Genomic DNA, 17,664 nt, shown 5'->3' with positions numbered 1-17,664 from the left:
TCGGCCGTCGGCCCACACCTAGCGTCGCCGGTGATCCCACCGATGAAGGAGGAACACCATGAACACCAGCACCCGACCGGCCGTCGTACTCATCCACGGCGGATTCGTCGACGGTTCCGGCTGGCGAGGTGTGTACGACCGGCTCCGGGCCCAGGGGCACCGGGTCGCGATCGTGCAGAACCCGACGGTATCGCTCGCGGGTGACGTGGCCGCGACCAAGCAGGTCCTCGACGAGCTCGACGGCCCGGTGGTCCTCGTCGGTCACTCGTACGGCGGTGTCGTCGTCACCGAGACCGGCAGCGACGAGCGCGTCGCCGGACTCGTCTACATCGCGGCGTTCGCCCCCGACAAGGGTGAGTCCGTGAACACGCTGATCGCCGACCCGCCGCCGGGAGCACCGGTTCCGCCGATCCTGCCGCCCCGGGACGGCTACCTGTTCCTCGACCGAGAGAAGTTCCACGACTCGTTCGCCGGCGACCTGCCGGCCGACGAGGCCGCGTTCATGGCCGACTCGCAGGTCCCGTGGGGCGTCGACGCACTCGCCGGCTCGGTCACCGACCCCGGCTGGCGGAGCAAGCCGACCTGGTACCTGGTCGCCGCCGACGACCGCATGATCCCGCCACCCGCCCAGCGCTCCATGGCCGAGCGCGCCGGCGCGACTGTGCGCGAGGTCCCCGGCAGCCACTCGGTCTATGTCTCGCAGCCCCAGGCCGTAGCCGACCTGATCAACACCGCGGTCGACTCCCTCACCTGACCCGATCGGCGTTAGTGCTCCGGGGTGGTCAGATTGTGGAGTTGGTGGCGACCGGTGATGCCTAGCTTCGGGTACGAGCGGTAGAGGTGGGAGGCGACGGTGCGCGGTGACAGGAACAGGCGGTCGCCGATCTCTGCGTTGGTGAGGCCGTGGGCGGCGAGGATGACGATCTCGCGCTGCTGTGCGGTGAGTTCGGCGAGGGCGTCGGGTGCTGTCGGCGTGACCGGCTCGGCTACGCCACAGGCGCGCAGCTCCGTTTCCACACGCCGGGTCCAGGGCGCCGCGCCCAGTCGGCGGAACGTCTCCAGGGCGGTCGCCAGGACGGGCTTGGCGTCGTTGATCCGTCGCTGCCGGCGCAGCCATTCGCCGTAGTCGAGCCGCAACTGGGCCCGCTCGAACGGCCACTGCTCCCCCGCTGGATCGGCCAGAGCCTTGTCGAAGTGTGCCTCTGCGTCCACGGGTTCGGCCAGGAGGGCGCGGGCGCGCGCCGCGAGCTGGTGCAGCCGGGGGCCGCTGCTCTCCTCGACCGGCACCAACGCGCGCTCGATCAGCGTCCGCGCCTCGAGCCGACGCTCGGCCCGAACAGCGGCGGCGGCGAGATCGCCGATGGCCAAGTAGGAAACGTGATGGTGCAGGGGTTCGCCGGCCGCGTCGAAGAGCTGCCGCAGCTGGGCAAAGGCCGGGAGGAAGTTGCCCTGCGCGAACGCCGCCATCCCTGCGGCATGGCGGGCGCGGGCGGCGATCGACCGATACTCCCGCTCGTCGGTGTACGTCGCTGCACTGGTCAGCAGTGACTGCACCTGTTCGTGGTCGCCGCGCAAGGCGAGGATCGAGGCCGTGCAGAGATCAGCCGTCGCCGCGACGGTCTCCATGCCGTACGCGGCGGCAGCGTCGCTCGCTTCCCGGGCAGCTGTGAGCGCTTCGTCCCAGCGGCCGCTGTCGATGCACGCCCATTGGAGCGCGGACAGCGCGGCGCCACTGCGTCCCAGCATTCCGGGCGCGCGGAGCCGGCTCAACGCTTCGCGGAGGAGCCGCACTGCGAGTTCGGTCTCGTCGAGCAACCAGGCCGACGCGCCGACCTTGGCCAGGTCGGTCACTGTCCGGGCGGCGACCCGGTGCAGCTGACCGACGCCGTCCGCGTGCGCGATCAGCGGCTCGGTGCACGCGCGTACCCACACCCGCTGCTCGTCCGCGAGACCGTCCGGCCAATCTGCCGGCGGCGGGACCGGCTCGGGCAGCCGCTCCAGGGCCCGTACGATCGCAGCCCGGTCGCCTGGTGCACCGGATTGATAGGAGACGGTTGCGGCCAAGCCGATCGCATCCCAGGCGACGTGCGGGAGCTGGGGCGATGCCTCCTCGACGACAGACAGCAGCGTCGACAGTGCCTCAGCATGCTGGTTGGACCACACGAGTGCCCAACCGATCCGCTGCTGGGCGGCGATGCGCACCTGCGGATCGGCGGTCACCGCAAGAACCCGGCGAGCGAGGTCGTGAACCCAGTCCGCCTGACCGGCTGCCAGGGCGAGTCCGGCCGCGGCCAGGAGCCGTCGGGCTTGGTCCTCTTCGGCGGGACTGAGCTCGGCGGCCCGCTCCAGCGCTCGCGCCGCGGCTGCGGCGCCGCCTCGCCGCTGTGCCTGCGCGGCGGTGTCCTCCAGCAAGGCCGCGAGCCGTTCGTCGGGTTCGAGTGCAGCAGCCGCCAAGTGCCAGCCTTGGCGGTCGGGCTGGTCGCGTAGTACGTCCGCGACACCCAGATGGGCCGCAGCACGCTCGGCGAACGGTACGGCGTGGTACACAGCAGCTCGCACCAGCGGATGCGTGAACTGCGGGCCGGATTCGTCGACGCGGATCAGTCCGGCTCGCTCGGCTGGGGCGAGGGTCTCGGCGTCGAGCCCGGAGATGCGCGCGGCCACGTCCGGGCTGTCCGCGACCGCGGCGAGCAGCAGCGCCGTACGGGCCGACGGTGGCAGTACGGCGTACTGGGTGGCGATCACGCTGGTCAGTCGCTCGGTCAGTGGGAGCGGCTCGGCGGTCCAGCGCCGGCCTGCACTCGGATCGGCGGCGATGGCCTTCGACAGCTCGATCAGCGCGAGCGGGTTGCCGTCCGATTGGGCGAGCACCTGCTCGCGCGCTCGGCCGTGCGGTGAGTGCGGCTGCTGGTCGAGGAGCTGCCCGGCTTGCGGCGTACTCAAGGCGGGCAGGACCAGCTCGGGGAAGTCCCGGTCGAATCCGGGCGGCGCGGTCGTACCGCGGGCGGCGACCAGCACCACGAGCGGCTCGGTGTCCAGGCGTCGCGCGGCGAACGCGAGGCTGTCGAGCGACGCGCGGTCCAGCCATTGGCTGTCGTCGACGACAACGACCAGTGGGGTGTCCTCGGCGACAACGGACAACAGCGTGAGTACGGCGATCCCGGTGAGCAGTGCGTCGGGTAGAACCGGGTCGTCGGTCAGCGCGAATGCGCCGAGCAATGCCCTGGCCTGCCGGTCCGGTAGCGCCGGCACGCGATCAAGCACCGGCCGTAGCAGCTGGTGCAGGCCGGCGAAGGCCAGATCACGTTCGGACACGCGGCCGGTGACACTCAGCACGCGTAGTCCCGCGGCTCGAGCCCGTCGGGTCAGCTCGGCCAGCAAAGCCGTCTTGCCCAGGCCGGGCTCGCCCAGCAACACCTGGACCTGGCTCGCGGCCGGCGGCGCGTCCACGAGCTGCGACAACCGCGACAGCTCGCTGTCCCGCCCGATCAATCCGCCGTCAGCGATAGCCACCTCAACCCCTCGCGTGACCCAACTGCAGTCAGCATACGGATGCCCCCCACCCCGTCCAGCCGCGCATAGTGGGCGAGATGGAAGTGGTCGTAGGGCGCGAGAACTCCGGTGCCATCCGAATCTGCTACGAGGACCACGGGCATGGAGATCCCGTGGTGCTGGTGCACGGCTACCTGCAGGACGGTCGCTCGTGGGAGAAGCAAGAGAGCGCACTCCTCACTGCCGGGTATCGGGTCATCACCTACGACCGTCGTGGCTTCGGCGCGTCCACCAGACCGAGCGTCGGCTACGGCTTCGACACACTCGCGGCCGATCTCGCCGTACTCGTCGAGACCCTCGACCTCCAGGACGCCGTCCTGGTCGGCTTCTGCTCCGGAACCGGCGATGTGACGCGGTATCTCGGCACCTACGGCGAGTCGCGAGTACGAGCCGTGGCGCTGCTCGCACCACTGCCGCCGTACCTGCCTCGGACCGCAGGCAACCCCGACGGCATCGACCTCGCGATCCTCGACGAGCTCGCCCGCGAGGTCATCGCCGACCGTCCCGCCGCGGCGAAGACGTTCCTCGACCGGTCCTACAACATCGATCTGCTCGGTGGCACCCAGGTCAGCGACCAGGCGTGGCAGAACAGCTTTCACGTCGCGCTCGGCGCGTCGGCCGTGGCCGCGCGCGGCGGCGTCGAGGCCTTGCTCGAGGACTTCCGCGCCGACCTCGCGCGAATCACCGTTCCGGTCCTCGTCGTCCAGGGCGACCGGGACCGGATCATGCCGCCCGAGGCGACCGGTGACCGGCTCTCCGGCCTCCTCCCCCGCGCCCGGCACGTCGTCGTACCCGAAGGCCCGCACGCGCTCATCTGGACCCACGCCGACCAGGTCAACCAGGCGCTCCTCGACTTCTTGCACACCCTCTGAGCCGAGTGCAGTCAACATGCGGATACCCGCGCTGCCATCCGGCTGGCGAGCATGACGGAAGCACGCACTTCCCGAAAGGACGTACCGAAATGAACGCACGACCCAACATCGTTCTCGTGCATGGCGCGTGGGCCGATGGCTCCTGCTGGAGCGGTGTCATCGAACGGCTGCAGGCCGACGGCTACCACGTGACCGCACCGCAGTTCCCGTTGACGTCGCTGGCCGACGACGTCGCCCGGCTGCGGCACGTGCTCGAACTGCAGGACGGCGACACGATCGTCGCCGGGCACTCGTACGGCGGACAGGTCATCACCGCCCTCGGAACCGACGCCCCGAACGCGACCGGCCTCGTCTACGTCGCGGCGTTCGCCCTGGACAACGGTGAATCCCTGGGCGCCCTGCTGTCGCAGGGACCCACGACACCCGCGCTGGTCCACCTGTTCACCGACAAGCAGGGGTTCGCCTGGCTGTCCGAGGACGACTTCGTCAACCACTTCGCGTCCGGTGTCGACCCGGTCCAGGCCAGGGTGTTGTACGCCGTACAGCAGCCGCTCGCCGGATCCACGTTCACCGACGTGATCGACGTACCGGCGTGGAAGTCACTGCCGACTTGGTACGCGGTCGCGGCCGAGGACCAAGCCATCCCGCCCGAGGCCGAACGCCAGTTCGCCGGCCGGATGGGCGCGACCACCATCGAGGTCGCGTCCGGCCACCTCCCGATGATCTCCCACCCGGACGAGGTGGCCCAGCTCATCCGCACCGCGGCGGAAGGAGTCCATCGTGCCGATGATTGACGTGTACGCCGTGGCCGGGACCTTCGGCGACCGTCACCAGCTCGCCGTCGACCTCGCTACCGCCGTCATGACGATCGAGCAGGTCCCGGACATCCCGATGTTCCGACGCAACACTGCCGCGTTCGTCCATGAGCTACCCGCCGACAGCCTGTCCAACGTCGACGGCGACAGCACGTACGTCCGTGTCCAGGTCCTCACCAACGCCGGCGCCCTCGACCGGGACAAGCAGTTGGCCGTCGTCGAACAACTGACTCGGATCGTCGCCACCGCCGCCGGCGACCCCGGCCTCACCGACCGGACCTGGGTCCTGCTCACCGAAGCCGTACCCGGCGGCTGGGGCCTGGGCGGCCACGCCAACACCAACGAGGAGCTCGTCCTCGCCGCCCGCGCCCAGATCGCAGACCTCAAATCCCACCAGTGATTGGTACTGGTCGGCCTCACGTGTTCGGGTGATGCTGTAGGTGCTTCCTGGGGGGTGAAGGAGGAAGAAGGGTGACAGTCACGTACGTCGCTGCTCCGACCAAACGGGTCACGGCGGATAACGGGATCGACTACGCCTACCGCGAGTCCGGTGACAGCGCCGTACCGCTGGTCTTGCTGCAGCACTTCCGGGGCAACCTCGACAACTGGGATCCCGCGCTGGTCGACGCACTCGCGGCCGACCGGCGAGTTGTTGCCTTTGACAACACTGGTGTCGGTGCGTCCGGCGGGAGTACGCCGCGGACGGTCGCGGAGATGGCGCGAGACGCGCTGGCGTTCGTGGACGCGATGGGCTTCGAGCAGGTCGACCTCGTCGGCTTCTCCCTCGGCAGCTTCGTGGCGCAGGAGATCACGCTGATCCGGCCGAGCGCCGTACGTCGTCTCGTCCTTGCCTCGTCAGCGCCGCAAGGTGCGGCCGGTATGCACGGCTGGGCGCCGGACGTGATCGGCGCCGTCGGCCAACCGCAACCCAACCCCGCCGGGGTGCTCGGCGTCTTCTTCGCCAACTCCGATACCAGCCGCCAGGCCGGGATCGACGCCTTCGGCCGGATGGCGGCCCGCACCACCGATCGCGACGACCAGACCACGTGGGCGACCCGGCTGGCGCAGTACGACGCCGTCTGCGACTGGGGTATTCCCAACCACGCCCTGCTCGAACGGGTGAGCGCCATCGAAGTCCCCGTGTTCGTCACGAACGGCGACAGCGACCCGATGATCCTGCCGCACTACTCGTACCTGCTGGCGGGCCTCATCCCACACGCACGGATCAAGATCTACCCCGACTCCGCGCACGGATTCCTCTTCCAGCACCACACCGAGTTCGCCGCAGACGTCCACGCCTTCCTGACCCAACCTGGCTAACCGCCCGCCGCGTGACACGGGTCGCCGGCTCTTCGGCGAGGTCGCTTCAGAGTTCGCCGCCGAGCGCGTTGGCCAGCCCGTCCCGGGTCAGGCCGAGACCGAGCAGCAACTCCGCGTCCGCGTCGTTGTCGGGGTCGATCCGATCCGGCAACTGATCCGCCACCGAATCGGCAACATCAGGTCCGTAGGCGCGACGAATGATCGCCAGCGCCTCGGCTTTAGTCATCACCGCCATGATTGCCCGCTCCCAAGAACGCGGACGCAATCCTACGCCGACCTGCAGACTCTGCGCGGCGAATCGGTTGGTTCTCGGATTCGCAGGCGCGCGTGTGGTCGAGATAGTCGAGACAGGCAAACGACCGCACCTGTACCGACTCCGAGAGAGAATGCAATGACTGCTCAGCCCGACTTTGACATGCCCGGCGTTCCCGCACGCCGGGCCGGCCGGCTCGTGGAGCTCAACGACTGTCTGTCACTGAAGACCCTTCCCGGCCGGGACCTGCACCCGGGCGAACTGGCCGAGCTCGCGGCCTCGATCGCGGCACAGCCACACCTGTGGGAGGACAAGGTCGGCTACAGCGACGACGAACGCGTCTTCGCCTCACTGCACCGCGACGCCAACGTCGACGTCTGGCTGATCTGCTGGACGCCGGCCAACGACACCGGCTGGCACGACCACGACGTCTCCTCGGGCGCGGTGGCAGTTGCCCGCGGCAAACTCGTCGAGCACAACCTGGCGATCGGGGTCGACTCGATCGAGACCGAGGTGGCCGCGGGTGACGTCTACAGCTTCGGCCCGGATCACATCCACCGCCTGACCGGTCTGGGCGATGGCAGTGTCACCGTGCACGCGTACAGCCCGCCGTTGTGGCGGATGGGCCAGTACTCCGTCAAGGACGGCGTACTGAGCCGCGTCTCTGTCTCGTACGCCGACGAGCTCCGTCCCCTCGACTGAAGGCAAGCGACTGTTGCCGCGACGGAATGGCGCGGCTACTGCCGGTCCGGAGTCGGTGAGAGTAGCCTCGAAACGCTGGTCGCTACGTGCCCGATCGGAGGGGTTCGAATGAGCGATGTGCTCGCTGACAACACGACGAAAGTTCTGCGCGGAGCCGGGCGGCACTGGGGCTGGCCGCTGGCCTACGGAATCATCACGCTGCTCCTCGGGGTCGTGGTCCTGGCCTGGCCGGACCGCACGATCAAAGTGGTCGCAATACTGTTCGGCATCCAGCTGCTCGTCGCCGGAATCTTCTACTTCGTCTCGGCCATTGCCGCCGACAACGAGAGCGGCGGCGCCCGTGTGTTGCTGGCGTTGCTGGGTGTGCTGTCGTTCATCGCCGGCTTGTACGCCCTGCGTCACCTGCTGGTGACGATCGCGGCATTGGCCGTGATACTCGGGATCTTCTGGATCGTGAACGGAGCCATCGAGATCTTCACAGCGCTGACAGACGACACGATGCACGGACGGGGCTGGACCGTACTGATGGGGCTGCTCAGCATCGCGGCCGGAATAGTGGTCCTGGTCTGGCCGGGGATCTCCCTGCTGACGCTCGCTGTCGTCCTCGGCGTGTGGCTGCTCGTGCTGGGCATCATGGAGATCGTCTTCGCGTTCCAGCTCCGTTCGGCGGGCCGAGCGCTCGGGCAGATGGCCCCTGCGACGTAGGTCGCTCGACCGGACGCGAGGTTGACGTGACCGCGGACCCTGGCAAGTCCGCGGCACCGCAGCCGCCGGCAGGAGGGAAAGGCGGGTGGTGGCCGAAGGTACGCCCGGCCGTCTATCTCGTGCTGGGCGGTGTGTCGCTGTACCTGGTGCTCCCGAGCCTGCTTTCGGTCTTCGGCTCATGGCGATCGCTCGAACATCTGGACTGGCCGTTCGCGATCCTCGCGCTCGCCTGCGAGATCACAAGCTATGTGTGCCTGTGGGAGGTCGATCGGATCGCACTGGGCACGCGCGTCTGGTTCCCCGTCGCCGCCGCCCAGCTCACCGGGTTCTCAGCCGGCCACGCACTGCCGGGCGGTGGCGCCACGTCCACAGCGGCCGCGACCGCGATGTTGCGCAAGGCCGGCATCGCCGAAACACAGGACATCGTCACGGCGTACGGCGCGGCCGCGATCCTGCAGATGGCGACGACGTTCTCCCTGCCCGTGCTGGCGCTACCGGCGATCCTGGGCGGTGCCGCGGTCAACCACAGCCTGGCGACGGCGGCCTACCTCGGCGTCGCCGTCCTCGTGACGATCCTGGCAGTGGGTACGACGGTGTTCGTCAGCGACAAGCCCGTCGAACTGGCCGGCCGCGCCGTTCAGTGGCTCCTCAACGCGACCGTCAGACGACGCAAGCACGTTGCCGACGTTCCGCAGAAGTTGCTCGCGGATCGCGACTTCGTTCGCACCACGGTGGGGAAGCGTTGGAAGGCGACACTGTTGGCGGCCGCCGGCAACAGCCTGTTCGACTACTTCGCGCTGCTCGCCGCCCTGCACGCCGTCGGAGCCGACCCGCACCCGTCGCTCGTCCTTCTCGCGTACGTCGCGGGCGAGCTCCTGGCGCTCCTGCCGTTCACCCCCGGCGGCCTCGGCTTCGTCGAGGCCGGCCTCGTCACGACGCTCACTCTCGCGGGCGTGCCCGGCGGCGACGCGTTGGCGGCGACCCTGCTCTACCGCATCGTCTCGTACTGGCTCCCGCTCCTGGCCGGAGGCGTGGCGTACCTGCTGTTCCGTCACCGCTACGGCTCCGGCAACGCCCGGAGCTGACGTACACCGCGCAGGTGCCGCAGGCGTAGGCTGGCCACTGACCACCGGAGGAGCTGCGATGACGTCGAACCCAGGATCTGAGCACCTCACCAGCCACCACCGTGACACCCTTCGGAAGATCTTCCAGCACCCCGTGAGCCACAACATCGAGTGGCACGATGTGGTGTCGCTGTTGGAGGCCATCGGCACCGTCGAGCGCCACCAGGACGGCAAGATCAAGGTCACGATCGGCTCGGAGACCGGCTTCTTCGACAATCCCGCCCACAAGGACGCGGAGATCGAGGCGGTCGTCGGCCTGCGCCACCTGCTGACGTCCGCCGGCTACTCAGAAGGCGCGCCGAGCTAATTCTGTGGGCCGGTGGCCCTTGGCCCTCCCCTGATCTCGCCCTCCTTCATGGCTTTGCTCGGCGTCGCCACAGACCGAATGGGACAGCGAAGCTGCCGATGACGGTCACCACGATGACTGCCATCCCGGGACCGTCGAGAGCCGCGGCGACCGCGGCGACCGCCGACACGACCAGGATCGCGAGGATGACCCAGACGTGGCGCCTCCTCGGTGTGGGCGACCGCTTGTCGAAACGTTGTACGAAGGCCGGGTCGTCGCGGCGCAGCACCATTTCGATCTCGGCCAGTCGACGCTGCTCGGACTCGCTGATCATCACGACGCGCCGATCAGGCCGTTGGCGAGGGCGAACAGGACCAGCTCGGCGCGGGTGTCGAGTCTGAGCTTCCGCATGATGTGTGCGCGGTGCGTATCGACCGTTCGCCGCGAGATGTAGAGCTTCTTGCTGATCTCGTGGTTCGTGTAGCCGAGCGCGAGCAGATGGAGAACGTCGCGCTCCCGATCGCTGATCGGTTCGAGCGCCGGCTGTCCGTCCGCGACGACGAGTTGCGCCCCCAGCTCGGGATCGACATAGCGCTCGCCGGCCGCGACCTGGCGGATCGCCTCGATCAACTCGGTGTCAGACGCTCGCTTGGGCACGTAGCCACGCGCACCCGCGGTGATCGCCTGCCGTACCGACGTCGGTTGGGTGTGCGACGAAACGACCAGGACCTTCGGCGCCGGGGTCACTCTCAGCAGCTGCGGAATGACGTCGACGCCGTTCGTCCGTGGCAGGACCAGGTCGAGCAAGACCACGTCGGGCCGCAACGCACGCGCCTTGAGGACCGCCTGCTCAGCGGTACCGGCTTCGCCGACGGGCACGATCCCGTCTTCGTGCTCGAGTCGCACGCGCAGCGACGTACGGAAGAGCTCGTGGTCGTCGACGAGGAGGACGCGGATCATCGGTCAGCTCCGTTGAGGACGAGTACGGCGCGCGTTCCACCGCCGGCTCGCGGCTTGAGCTCCAGCGTTCCTCCGAACCGGGCGACCAGGCGACGGCACAAGACAAGGCCAAGGCGACCACCGGTCGCATAGCGATCGGTCGGTCCGAGGCCGACGCCGTCGTCATCGACGACGAGCACGCGCCGATCCCCACGAGCGACCGCCGAGATGAAGATGCGCCCGGCGCCCGCCGCGACGGCGTTCGCCAGCAGGTTCCGGAGCACGATCCGCAGGGCAGCCGGCGGGATCGGGAACTCGCCGGTCACCGTTGTGACGACCTCAGCGCGAAGGTCTCCGAGGTCGGCGACGGCCTGCCGCACGCAGTCGGCTCCCTGAGCTGCGCCGCCATCGGCTCGATCGGCGCGCGTCGCCGCGAGGATCGAGTCGACGATCTCCAACGCCCGCAGCAGGGCCTTGCGCGGTTCGTCGCTCCTCAGGACGGACAGGAGCGAGGACTTCAGGTCGTGCGCGACGAGTGCCGCGAAATCCTCGAGAGCTTCGTTCTTCCGGGCAAGCCGGGCGGCATGCTGCGCAAGCTGCTCGGCGGTCAAGCGGTCGTGCACTCCCTGCCGGCCGGCGAACGCAACCTCGCCCCGGTCGGCGGAGTAGGCCTCCGGGCTGTCTTTCGCAGTTGTCGTACTCATGACATGGGTTCCTCGTTCAGTTCCGGAGCGACCGTGCGGTGCGCTGATGTGACTACCCTCAGGCCGATCGGCGCGCGTCGTCCCCGGGGCGACCCCGGGGCGACTCCCCTGGTTGAGCCCGGGGACAGGCGCGGGCGACCAGGGCCCGTGTCCACCCTGAGGTGATCGAGCGGCTCGGTGCCGGCTAGTTCGCCGGCCGGGCGAGCGCATGCTCGCCGATGCGCCACATGGTCCAGCCTCGTGCGCACAGCGCCGGCCAGAGCCGGTTGCCGCAGTGATGGCACAGGTAGAGGTCGCCGGTTCGCTCGGCGCGGTACATCGCGCGGACGGAGGGTCCGCACCGGTCGCAGGTCTCGTTCATGCCATCACTGTCGCGCCGATCCGGAGGCGTCGACCCCGGTGCAGACCCGGGTTCAGGCCCCGGGTTGTGCCCGGGGCAGGCGTCAGCGGAGGTTTTTGCGGGAGGTGATGCCCAGCTTGGTGAAGACGTTGCCCAGGTGCCACTCGACGGTGCGGGGGCTGATGAACAACTGGCTGCCGATCTCCTGGTTGGTCTGTCCGCTCCGGGCCAGCTTGGCGATCTGGGCCTCCTGAGCCGTGAGATCGGTGAGCATGTCCGCGACGTGCTTGCGCACGGTTTCCCCGGTGGTCAGCAGTTCTCGGCGGGCGCGGCCGGCGAAACCTTCCATCCCCATGTCGGTGAGCATGTCGTGGGCGAGGTGAAGCTGCTCGCGCGCGTCGGGACGGCGACCTTCGCGCCGGAGCCATTCGCCGTAGACGAGATGCGCCCGCGCCAGCTCCGCACCCATCCGGGTACGGCCGAGCCGCTCGATCGCCTCCTGGTACAGACGATCGGCGGTCTGCCCTTCGCTCAGCAGTGCCCGTGACCGCGCTTCGACCCCGAGCGCCCAATCGCTGCCGCTGGCACTGGTGGACTCCACCAGCCGCCGCATGGCGTCGGTCCCGATATCGAGCGACCCGGTCCGGGCGGCCGCCTCGACCAGCTCGACCAGACCCCAGATCGCGGTAGAGCTCACGTTATAGAGGTATGCGCTGGCCTTTTCGGCTGCGGCCAACGCGTTCCGATAGTGACCAAGCCCGTTGTAGAGCAGGGCGCTCGCCCAATCGGTGAGGCCGATCACGAGACCCTCGCCACGTTGGACAACCTCGTCCTTGGTGACGGCGGCCAGCGCGGAAAGCTCGGCCTCGCGACCCCGCAATGCGGCGAGGCCCAGGGCGCCGTACGGCGCGAGGCGGCTTCCCGTTGCCTCGGTGACGACCTGCACTTCCTCGACCAAGGATGCCGCGGCGGCCAGCTCGCCGGCGAAGAAGAGCCAGTAGGCGCGTTGGGTCAGGGCGATGGGAATCTCGCTCAGCGCGCCGGCTTCCCGGGTCAGCCGGACGTGTCGGGCGGACAGCGTGTCCCACCTGGCGTCGTCCCGCTGGTGGATGGCAGCGGTACAGGCCAGGAACAGCCACCGAAGATCCTCTGCCGCCGACGTCTCTCGGTCGAAGGCCCTCAGCGCGCGCCGGAGGAGGGGCAGTCCTGCCGCGTATCCCTCGCTGAAGTTCGCGGCCAGGCCGTCCAGGAGCAGATCTGATGCGCGGGGCGGGTGCGACGGCCGTGGCGCCGCACGGGCCGCCGCGGCCGCCTCCTGCGGCCCCGCGCCCGGAACTGCCAGCCCGCCGGCGAACAGTGCGGCGTTCAGCGCGTCCAGGTAGGTCTCACGGGCCAGATCGGCATCGATGGGCTCGAGCCGTTTGGCGGCCCTCAACAGCAGTGGCGGGGCGTCGCTGCCCCGGTTTGCGGCGAAGGCGAGCTGAGCCCGCAGGAGATCGACGCGAGCACGCTGGAGTTCGTCCAGCGGTGCGGCCTCGGCCATCCCCAGCAGCTTCACCGCGGAATCGAACGCACCGGCCTGGATCTTGGCCTGGGCCGCGGCCAGGGCGCGCGCGGCGCGCCGCGCCGGATCCGGGGTCAGCACCGCCGCGCGCTCGAGGAACGCGGCCGCCGCCGCCAGTCCACCCCGCGCCTGGGCCCGCACGGCCGAACTGTCCAGCTCGGCCGCCACCTCCTCGTCAGGTCCTACCGCGGCGTGGGCCCGATGCCAGGCCCGCCGGTCGGGATCCACCGCACGATCGGTCGCCTCGGCCAGCGCCCGATGCGCCTCCCGCCGGTCACCGGCCGAGGCCGCCTGGTAGAGCGCAGAGCGGACCAGAGGATGGCCGAAATGCACCCGGGCGCCGAGCTCGACCAGTCCTGCAGCCTCGGCCGCCGCTGCGGCGTCGGGTGGGATCCCCTGCAGCTCGGCCGCGCGCCACAACAAGGTCATGGAGCCGGTCGGATCGGCCGCGGCAGTCAGCAGCAACCGCTGTGTCTCGCGCGGCAGCGACTGGAACTGCCGGTGAAAGCTGTCCTCGATCCGGCTGGCCAGTGGCCGCGAGTCGGGAAGCCAATACCCACCGGCCAACTGGGCCGATCCGAGGCCGCGGGGCAACTGCAGCAGCGCGAGCGGGTTGCCGCGAGTCTCCGCGACTATCCGGTCCCGCACCTCCGCGTCCACCCGCCCGCCGACGGCCGTGGCCAGCAACGCGCGCGCGTCGACACTACGGAGCCCGGTCACGGTCAGTCCGGGCAGGCTGGCCAGTTCTTGATCGTCGCCGGGCTCGCGTACGGCGAAGATCAGGGCGATCGGCTCGGCCAGCAGCCGCCGTGCCGTAAACACCAGACACTGCAGCGAGGCCCGGTCGAGCCACTGCGCGTCATCCACCAGGCAGGCCAGCGGCTGGTCCTCGGCCGTCGCGGCCAGCAGGCTCAACACAGCCAGGCCGACCAGGAAACGATCCGGAGCCTGCCCCTCCCGCATCCCGAAGGCGACCGCCAGCGCGTCCCACTGCGGCTTCGGCAGCCGTTCCAGCCGGCCGAGCATCGGCGCGCACAACTGGTGCAGCCCGGCGAATGCGAGCTCCATTTCCGACTCGACGCCCCAGGCCCGCACCACCCGGAAGTCCGATGCCGACGCCCGGCGCATCGCATAATCCATCAGGACCGTCTTACCGATCCCGGGCTCGCCGCGCACAACCAGCACGGCGCTGTCACCGGCCCGCGCCCGGTCGAAGACCCGATCCATTGCCGCGCGCTCGCCTAACCGGTCTAGCAGCCGTGTCCCGAGATCACCGCTAGCCACGCCCATGATCGATGTCCTGCCGCTCAGCTGCGAAGTCTGCCCGCTATCAGCAGCGTAGGCCACCGAACGCCCGCGATCGTGACGCGTAACTTCGCACGCGCCGGAGCCCGGCGGTTCGGGCTCGGGCGTCGGCTAGGTCGTCTGTGGGGCGAAGGCATGCATGCTGACGGGCGACATGGTCCAGCCTCGCGCGTACAGCGCCGACCAGAGCCGGCTGCCGCAGTGTCGGCACAAGTAGAGCGCGCCGCCGCTCTCGGCGCGCTCGGCGCAGACCGCCGCGCGGACCGCTGGTCCACACCGGTCACAGGTCTCGTTCATGCAACCACTGTCGCGCCCACCAGCGGGTCTCGACCCCGGCGCAGACCCCGGTAGGGTCCCGGGTTCTGCCCCGGGGGACGGGTCAGCGGAGGGCCTTGCGGGAGGTGATGCCCAGCTTGGTGAAGACGTTGCCCAGGTGCCACTCGACGGTGCGAGGGCTGATGAACAACTGGCTGCCGATCTCCTGGTTGGTCTGTCCGCTCCGGGCCAGCTTGGCGATCTGGGCCTCCTGAGCCGTGAGATCGGTCGTCGTTTCCACCGTGCGCTTGCGAACGGTCTCGCCGGTGGCCAGCAGCTCTCGGCGGGCGCGGTCCGCGAAACCCTCCATCCCCATCTCGGTGAGCATCTCGTGGGCGACGCGAAGCTGCTCGCGCGCGTCGCCGCGGCGATTCTCGCGCCGTAGCCACTCGCCGTAGACGAGATACGCTCGCGCCAGCTCCGCACGCACGCGAGTGCGCCCAAGCCGCTCGATCGCCTCGTGATACAGGCGATCAGCAGCCTCCCCCTCGCTCACCAGTGCCCGTGAACGCGCTTCGACCCCGAGCCCCCAATCGCTGCCACTGTTACTGGTCGACTCCGACAGTCGCCGTACGGCGTCCGCGGCGCGCTCGGGCAACCCGCAGCGTACGGCGGCCTCGACCAGCTCGACGAGACCCCAGTTCACGGTGACGCTGACCTCAGCGAGGTACTCGGTGGCCGTTTCGGCCGCCGCCAACGCGTCCTGATAGTGGCCGAGCCCGTTGTTGAACACCGCGGTCGCCCACTCGGTGAGGCCGATCCCGAGACCCTCGCCACGTTGGACGACTTCCTCCTTGGTCGCGGTGGCCAGCTCGGGGAACCCGGCTTCGCGCCCCCGCAGCGCGGCGAGAGCCAGATCGCCGTACGGCGCGAGACGGCTTCCCGTCGCCTCCGTCACAATCTGCACCTCGTCGACCAGTGAGGCCGCGGCCGCTAGCTCGCCGGCGAAGAGGAGCACGTAGGAGCGTTGGATCAAGGCGAGCGGGAGCTCACTGAGAGCGCCGGCATCCCGGGCGAGCCGGAGATGCCGGCTGGAGAAGCTGTCCCACCTGTCGTCATCCCACAAGTTGACCGCAGCGATACAGGCCAGCCACAGCCACCGAAGATCCTCTTCCGGCGACGTGTCGTGGTCGAAGGCGCTCAGCGCGCGCCGGAGTACCGGCAGTCCCGCGGCGCGGCCCTCGGAGAAATTCGCGGCAAGGCCGTCCAGCAGAACATCGGATGCGCGTGGCGCGTGCGACGGCCGCGGCGCCGCACGTGCAGCCTGTGACACATCCTGCGGCCAACCGCCGGGACTGGCCAGGCGGCCGGCGAACAGTGCGGCATTCAACGCGTCCAGGTAGGTCTCGCACGCCAGACTGGCATCAATCGTCTCGAGCCGTTTGGCGGCACTCATCAGCAGCAGCGGGGCTTCGCTGCCTCTGCTGGCCGCGAACGCGAGCTGAGCTCGCAGGAGATCGACGCGAGCACGCTGGACCTCGTCGAGCGGCGCGGCCTCGGCCAAACCCAGCAGCTGCCCCGCCGCCTCGAACGCGCCTGCCTGGACCTTCGCTTGAGCTGCGGCCAGAGTTCGTTCGGTCCGTTGCGCCAGGTCCGGTGTCAGCATCGCCGCGCGCTCGAGGAATGCGGCTGCCGCCGCCAGTCCACCACGCGCCTGGGCCCGGCCGGCCGAGCGTTCGAGCTCGTCTGCCACCTCCGCGTCCGGCCCCACTGTCGCGTGGGCGCGATGCCAGGCCCGCCGGTCGGGATCAGTCTCAGGGTCGGTGGCCTCAGCCAGTACTCGGTGCGCCTCCCGTCGGTCACCGGCCGAGGCCTCCTGGTAGATCGCGGAGCGGACGAGGGGGTGGGCGAAGTGGACTTGGGCTCCGAGCTCCACGAGTCCTGCGGCCTGAGCAGGAACGACGGCGTCAGCTGGGATGCCCTGCAACTCCTCCGCGCGCCACAACAAGGTCATGGAGCCGGTCGGATCGGCCGCGGCGGTCAGCAGCAACCGCTGTGTCTCGGGCGGCAGCGCCTGGAACTGCCGGTGAAAGCTGTCCTCGATGCGGCTGGTCAGGGGCCGCGAGTCGGGAAGCCAGAAACCGCCGGCCAGCTGGGCCGGTCCCAGACCGCGGGGCAACTGCAGCAAGGCGAGCGGGTTGCCGTGTGTCTCCGCGACGATCCGGTCCCGCACCTCCGCATCGAGCCGCCCGCCGACCGCCGACGCCAGCAGGGTGGCCGCGTCGGAACTACCGAGCCCGCTCACGGTCAGTCCGGGCAGGGCGGCCAGCTCAGGGTCACCGCCGGGCCCGCGTACGCCGAAGATCAGCGCGATCGGCTCGGCCAGCAACCGCCGCGCCGCAAACACCAGACACTGCACCGAGGCGCGATCGAGCCACTGTGCGTCGTCCACCACACAGGCCAGCGGATGATCCTCCGCCGCCGCGGCCAGCAGGCTCAAAAGGGCCAGGCCGACCAGAAAACGATCCGGTGCCGGCCCTTCGCGCAGCCCGAAGGCGACCGCCAACGCGTCACGCTGCGGCCTCGGCAGCTGCTCCAGCCGGCGGTCGAGGAACGGCACGCACAACTGGTGGAGCGCGGCGTACGCGAGCTCCAGCTCCGACTCGATGCCCGACGCCCGGACCACCCGCAGATCCGATGCCGACGCCCGGCGCGCCGCATAATCCAGCACGACCGTCTTGCCGATCCCGGGCTCGCCGCGCACGACCAGCACGGCGCTGTTGCCGGCCCGTGCCCGGTCGAGCACCTGATCCACTGCCCCGCGCTCGACGCGCCGGTCTAGAAGCCCCGTTCCGGGACCACCGCTGGAGACGCCCATATCGATGTCCTGCCGCTCAACTGGCAAGTCTCGCCGATCTCAGCAGCGTT

Annotated in this window: 18 protein-coding genes; 9 read left to right on the top strand and 9 right to left on the bottom strand. The window is 69.7% G+C overall.

The annotated features are described in order from the left end of the window. Positions 1-58: 58 nt before the first annotated feature. Positions 59-754, top strand: coding sequence for an alpha/beta fold hydrolase (locus OG876_RS29300; RefSeq protein ID WP_328519873.1), 696 nt, complete (start codon positions 59-61; stop codon positions 752-754). 11 nt (positions 755-765) lie between these two features. Here the strand turns inward: OG876_RS29300 and OG876_RS29295 are convergent, their stop codons facing one another. Further along, on the bottom strand, positions 766-3,513 hold the full coding sequence (locus OG876_RS29295) for a helix-turn-helix transcriptional regulator (protein WP_328519872.1): 2,748 nt from the start codon (positions 3,511-3,513) through the stop codon (positions 766-768). 77 nt (positions 3,514-3,590) lie between these two features. Between OG876_RS29295 and OG876_RS29290 the strand changes: the two genes are divergently transcribed. The 4 genes from OG876_RS29290 to OG876_RS29275 all read left to right on the top strand — a co-directional run bounded on the left by OG876_RS29290 (position 3,591) and on the right by OG876_RS29275 (position 6,559). Continuing rightward, positions 3,591-4,424 carry an alpha/beta fold hydrolase gene (locus OG876_RS29290; RefSeq protein WP_328519871.1) on the top strand — a complete coding sequence of 278 codons (834 nt, stop codon included), beginning with the start codon at positions 3,591-3,593 and terminating at the stop codon, positions 4,422-4,424. Between the two features lie 89 nt (positions 4,425-4,513). Continuing rightward, on the top strand, positions 4,514-5,218 hold the full coding sequence (locus OG876_RS29285) for an alpha/beta fold hydrolase (protein WP_328519870.1): 705 nt from the start codon (positions 4,514-4,516) through the stop codon (positions 5,216-5,218). Further along, entirely contained in the window at positions 5,205-5,639 is a 435-nt protein-coding gene (locus tag OG876_RS29280; RefSeq protein WP_328519869.1) for a tautomerase family protein, read from the top strand. Before OG876_RS29285 ends, OG876_RS29280 begins: the two co-directional genes overlap by 14 nt. Positions 5,640-5,710: 71 nt before the next feature. Further along, positions 5,711-6,559 carry an alpha/beta fold hydrolase gene (locus OG876_RS29275; RefSeq protein ID WP_328519868.1) on the top strand — a complete coding sequence of 283 codons (849 nt, stop codon included), beginning with the start codon at positions 5,711-5,713 and terminating at the stop codon, positions 6,557-6,559. A 46-nt stretch (positions 6,560-6,605) separates the two neighbouring features. On the opposite strand, the gene OG876_RS29270 is transcribed toward OG876_RS29275, so the two are convergent. Continuing rightward, positions 6,606-6,785, bottom strand: a complete 180-nt coding sequence (locus OG876_RS29270; RefSeq protein WP_328519867.1) for a hypothetical protein — start codon at positions 6,783-6,785, stop codon at positions 6,606-6,608. A gap of 165 nt (positions 6,786-6,950) precedes the next feature. On the opposite strand from OG876_RS29270, the gene OG876_RS29265 reads away from it, so the two are divergent. The 4 genes from OG876_RS29265 to OG876_RS29250 all read left to right on the top strand — a co-directional run bounded on the left by OG876_RS29265 (position 6,951) and on the right by OG876_RS29250 (position 9,650). After that, on the top strand, positions 6,951-7,514 hold the full coding sequence (locus tag OG876_RS29265) for a cysteine dioxygenase (protein WP_328519866.1): 564 nt from the start codon (positions 6,951-6,953) through the stop codon (positions 7,512-7,514). Between the two features lie 108 nt (positions 7,515-7,622). After that, the gene (locus tag OG876_RS29260; RefSeq protein WP_328519865.1) at positions 7,623-8,219 is read left to right on the top strand and encodes an HdeD family acid-resistance protein; all 597 of its coding nucleotides are present in this window, start codon (positions 7,623-7,625) and stop codon (positions 8,217-8,219) included. A gap of 26 nt (positions 8,220-8,245) precedes the next feature. Beyond that, on the top strand, positions 8,246-9,304 hold the full coding sequence (locus tag OG876_RS29255; RefSeq protein ID WP_328519864.1) for a lysylphosphatidylglycerol synthase transmembrane domain-containing protein: 1,059 nt from the start codon (positions 8,246-8,248) through the stop codon (positions 9,302-9,304). 58 nt (positions 9,305-9,362) lie between these two features. Continuing rightward, entirely contained in the window at positions 9,363-9,650 is a 288-nt protein-coding gene (locus OG876_RS29250) for a hypothetical protein (protein WP_328519863.1), read from the top strand. 46 nt (positions 9,651-9,696) lie between these two features. Here OG876_RS29250 and OG876_RS29245 read toward each other — a convergent pair whose 3' ends face one another. The 7 genes from OG876_RS29245 to OG876_RS29215 all read right to left on the bottom strand — a co-directional run bounded on the left by OG876_RS29245 (position 9,697) and on the right by OG876_RS29215 (position 17,614). Then, positions 9,697-9,963, bottom strand: a complete 267-nt coding sequence (locus tag OG876_RS29245; RefSeq protein ID WP_328526976.1) for a DUF3040 domain-containing protein — start codon at positions 9,961-9,963, stop codon at positions 9,697-9,699. Further along, entirely contained in the window at positions 9,963-10,589 is a 627-nt protein-coding gene (locus OG876_RS29240; RefSeq protein WP_328519862.1) for a response regulator transcription factor, read from the bottom strand. Before OG876_RS29240 ends, OG876_RS29245 begins: the two co-directional genes overlap by 1 nt. Further along, positions 10,586-11,272 carry a sensor histidine kinase gene (locus tag OG876_RS29235; protein WP_328519861.1) on the bottom strand — a complete coding sequence of 229 codons (687 nt, stop codon included), beginning with the start codon at positions 11,270-11,272 and terminating at the stop codon, positions 10,586-10,588. Before OG876_RS29235 ends, OG876_RS29240 begins: the two co-directional genes overlap by 4 nt. 184 nt (positions 11,273-11,456) lie before the next feature. Beyond that, positions 11,457-11,633 carry a hypothetical protein gene (locus OG876_RS29230; protein ID WP_328519860.1) on the bottom strand — a complete coding sequence of 59 codons (177 nt, stop codon included), beginning with the start codon at positions 11,631-11,633 and terminating at the stop codon, positions 11,457-11,459. Positions 11,634-11,715: 82 nt separating this feature from the next. Then, entirely contained in the window at positions 11,716-14,403 is a 2,688-nt protein-coding gene (locus OG876_RS29225) for a helix-turn-helix transcriptional regulator (protein ID WP_328519859.1), read from the bottom strand. A gap of 189 nt (positions 14,404-14,592) precedes the next feature. Continuing rightward, positions 14,593-14,778, bottom strand: coding sequence for a hypothetical protein (locus tag OG876_RS29220; protein WP_328519858.1), 186 nt, complete (start codon positions 14,776-14,778; stop codon positions 14,593-14,595). Between the two features lie 82 nt (positions 14,779-14,860). Beyond that, positions 14,861-17,614, bottom strand: coding sequence for a helix-turn-helix transcriptional regulator (locus OG876_RS29215; RefSeq protein WP_442914034.1), 2,754 nt, complete (start codon positions 17,612-17,614; stop codon positions 14,861-14,863). Positions 17,615-17,664 lie beyond the last annotated feature (50 nt).

The organism is Kribbella sp. NBC_00359 (genome assembly GCF_036097425.1).
GTDB lineage: Bacteria > Actinomycetota > Actinomycetes > Propionibacteriales > Kribbellaceae > Kribbella.
Note: the sequence above shows the minus strand (reverse complement) of the source record. Positions and strands in the feature narration are given on the sequence as shown.

Coding starts and splice junctions, on each gene's coding strand:
- OG876_RS29300 (WP_328519873.1), top strand. CDS start 59: ATGAACACCAGCACCCGACCGGCCGTCGTACTCATCCACGGCGGATTC.
- OG876_RS29290 (WP_328519871.1), top strand. CDS start 3,591: ATGGAAGTGGTCGTAGGGCGCGAGAACTCCGGTGCCATCCGAATCTGC.
- OG876_RS29285 (WP_328519870.1), top strand. CDS start 4,514: ATGAACGCACGACCCAACATCGTTCTCGTGCATGGCGCGTGGGCCGAT.
- OG876_RS29270 (WP_328519867.1), bottom strand. CDS start 6,785: ATGACTAAAGCCGAGGCGCTGGCGATCATTCGTCGCGCCTACGGACCT.
- OG876_RS29265 (WP_328519866.1), top strand. CDS start 6,951: ATGACTGCTCAGCCCGACTTTGACATGCCCGGCGTTCCCGCACGCCGG.
- OG876_RS29260 (WP_328519865.1), top strand. CDS start 7,623: ATGAGCGATGTGCTCGCTGACAACACGACGAAAGTTCTGCGCGGAGCC.
- OG876_RS29250 (WP_328519863.1), top strand. CDS start 9,363: ATGACGTCGAACCCAGGATCTGAGCACCTCACCAGCCACCACCGTGAC.
- OG876_RS29245 (WP_328526976.1), bottom strand. CDS start 9,963: ATGATCAGCGAGTCCGAGCAGCGTCGACTGGCCGAGATCGAAATGGTG.
- OG876_RS29240 (WP_328519862.1), bottom strand. CDS start 10,589: ATGATCCGCGTCCTCCTCGTCGACGACCACGAGCTCTTCCGTACGTCG.
- OG876_RS29235 (WP_328519861.1), bottom strand. CDS start 11,272: ATGAGTACGACAACTGCGAAAGACAGCCCGGAGGCCTACTCCGCCGAC.
- OG876_RS29230 (WP_328519860.1), bottom strand. CDS start 11,633: ATGAACGAGACCTGCGACCGGTGCGGACCCTCCGTCCGCGCGATGTAC.
- OG876_RS29225 (WP_328519859.1), bottom strand. CDS start 14,403: ATGGATCGGGTCTTCGACCGGGCGCGGGCCGGTGACAGCGCCGTGCTG.
- OG876_RS29220 (WP_328519858.1), bottom strand. CDS start 14,778: ATGAACGAGACCTGTGACCGGTGTGGACCAGCGGTCCGCGCGGCGGTC.
- OG876_RS29215 (WP_442914034.1), bottom strand. CDS start 17,614: ATGGGCGTCTCCAGCGGTGGTCCCGGAACGGGGCTTCTAGACCGGCGC.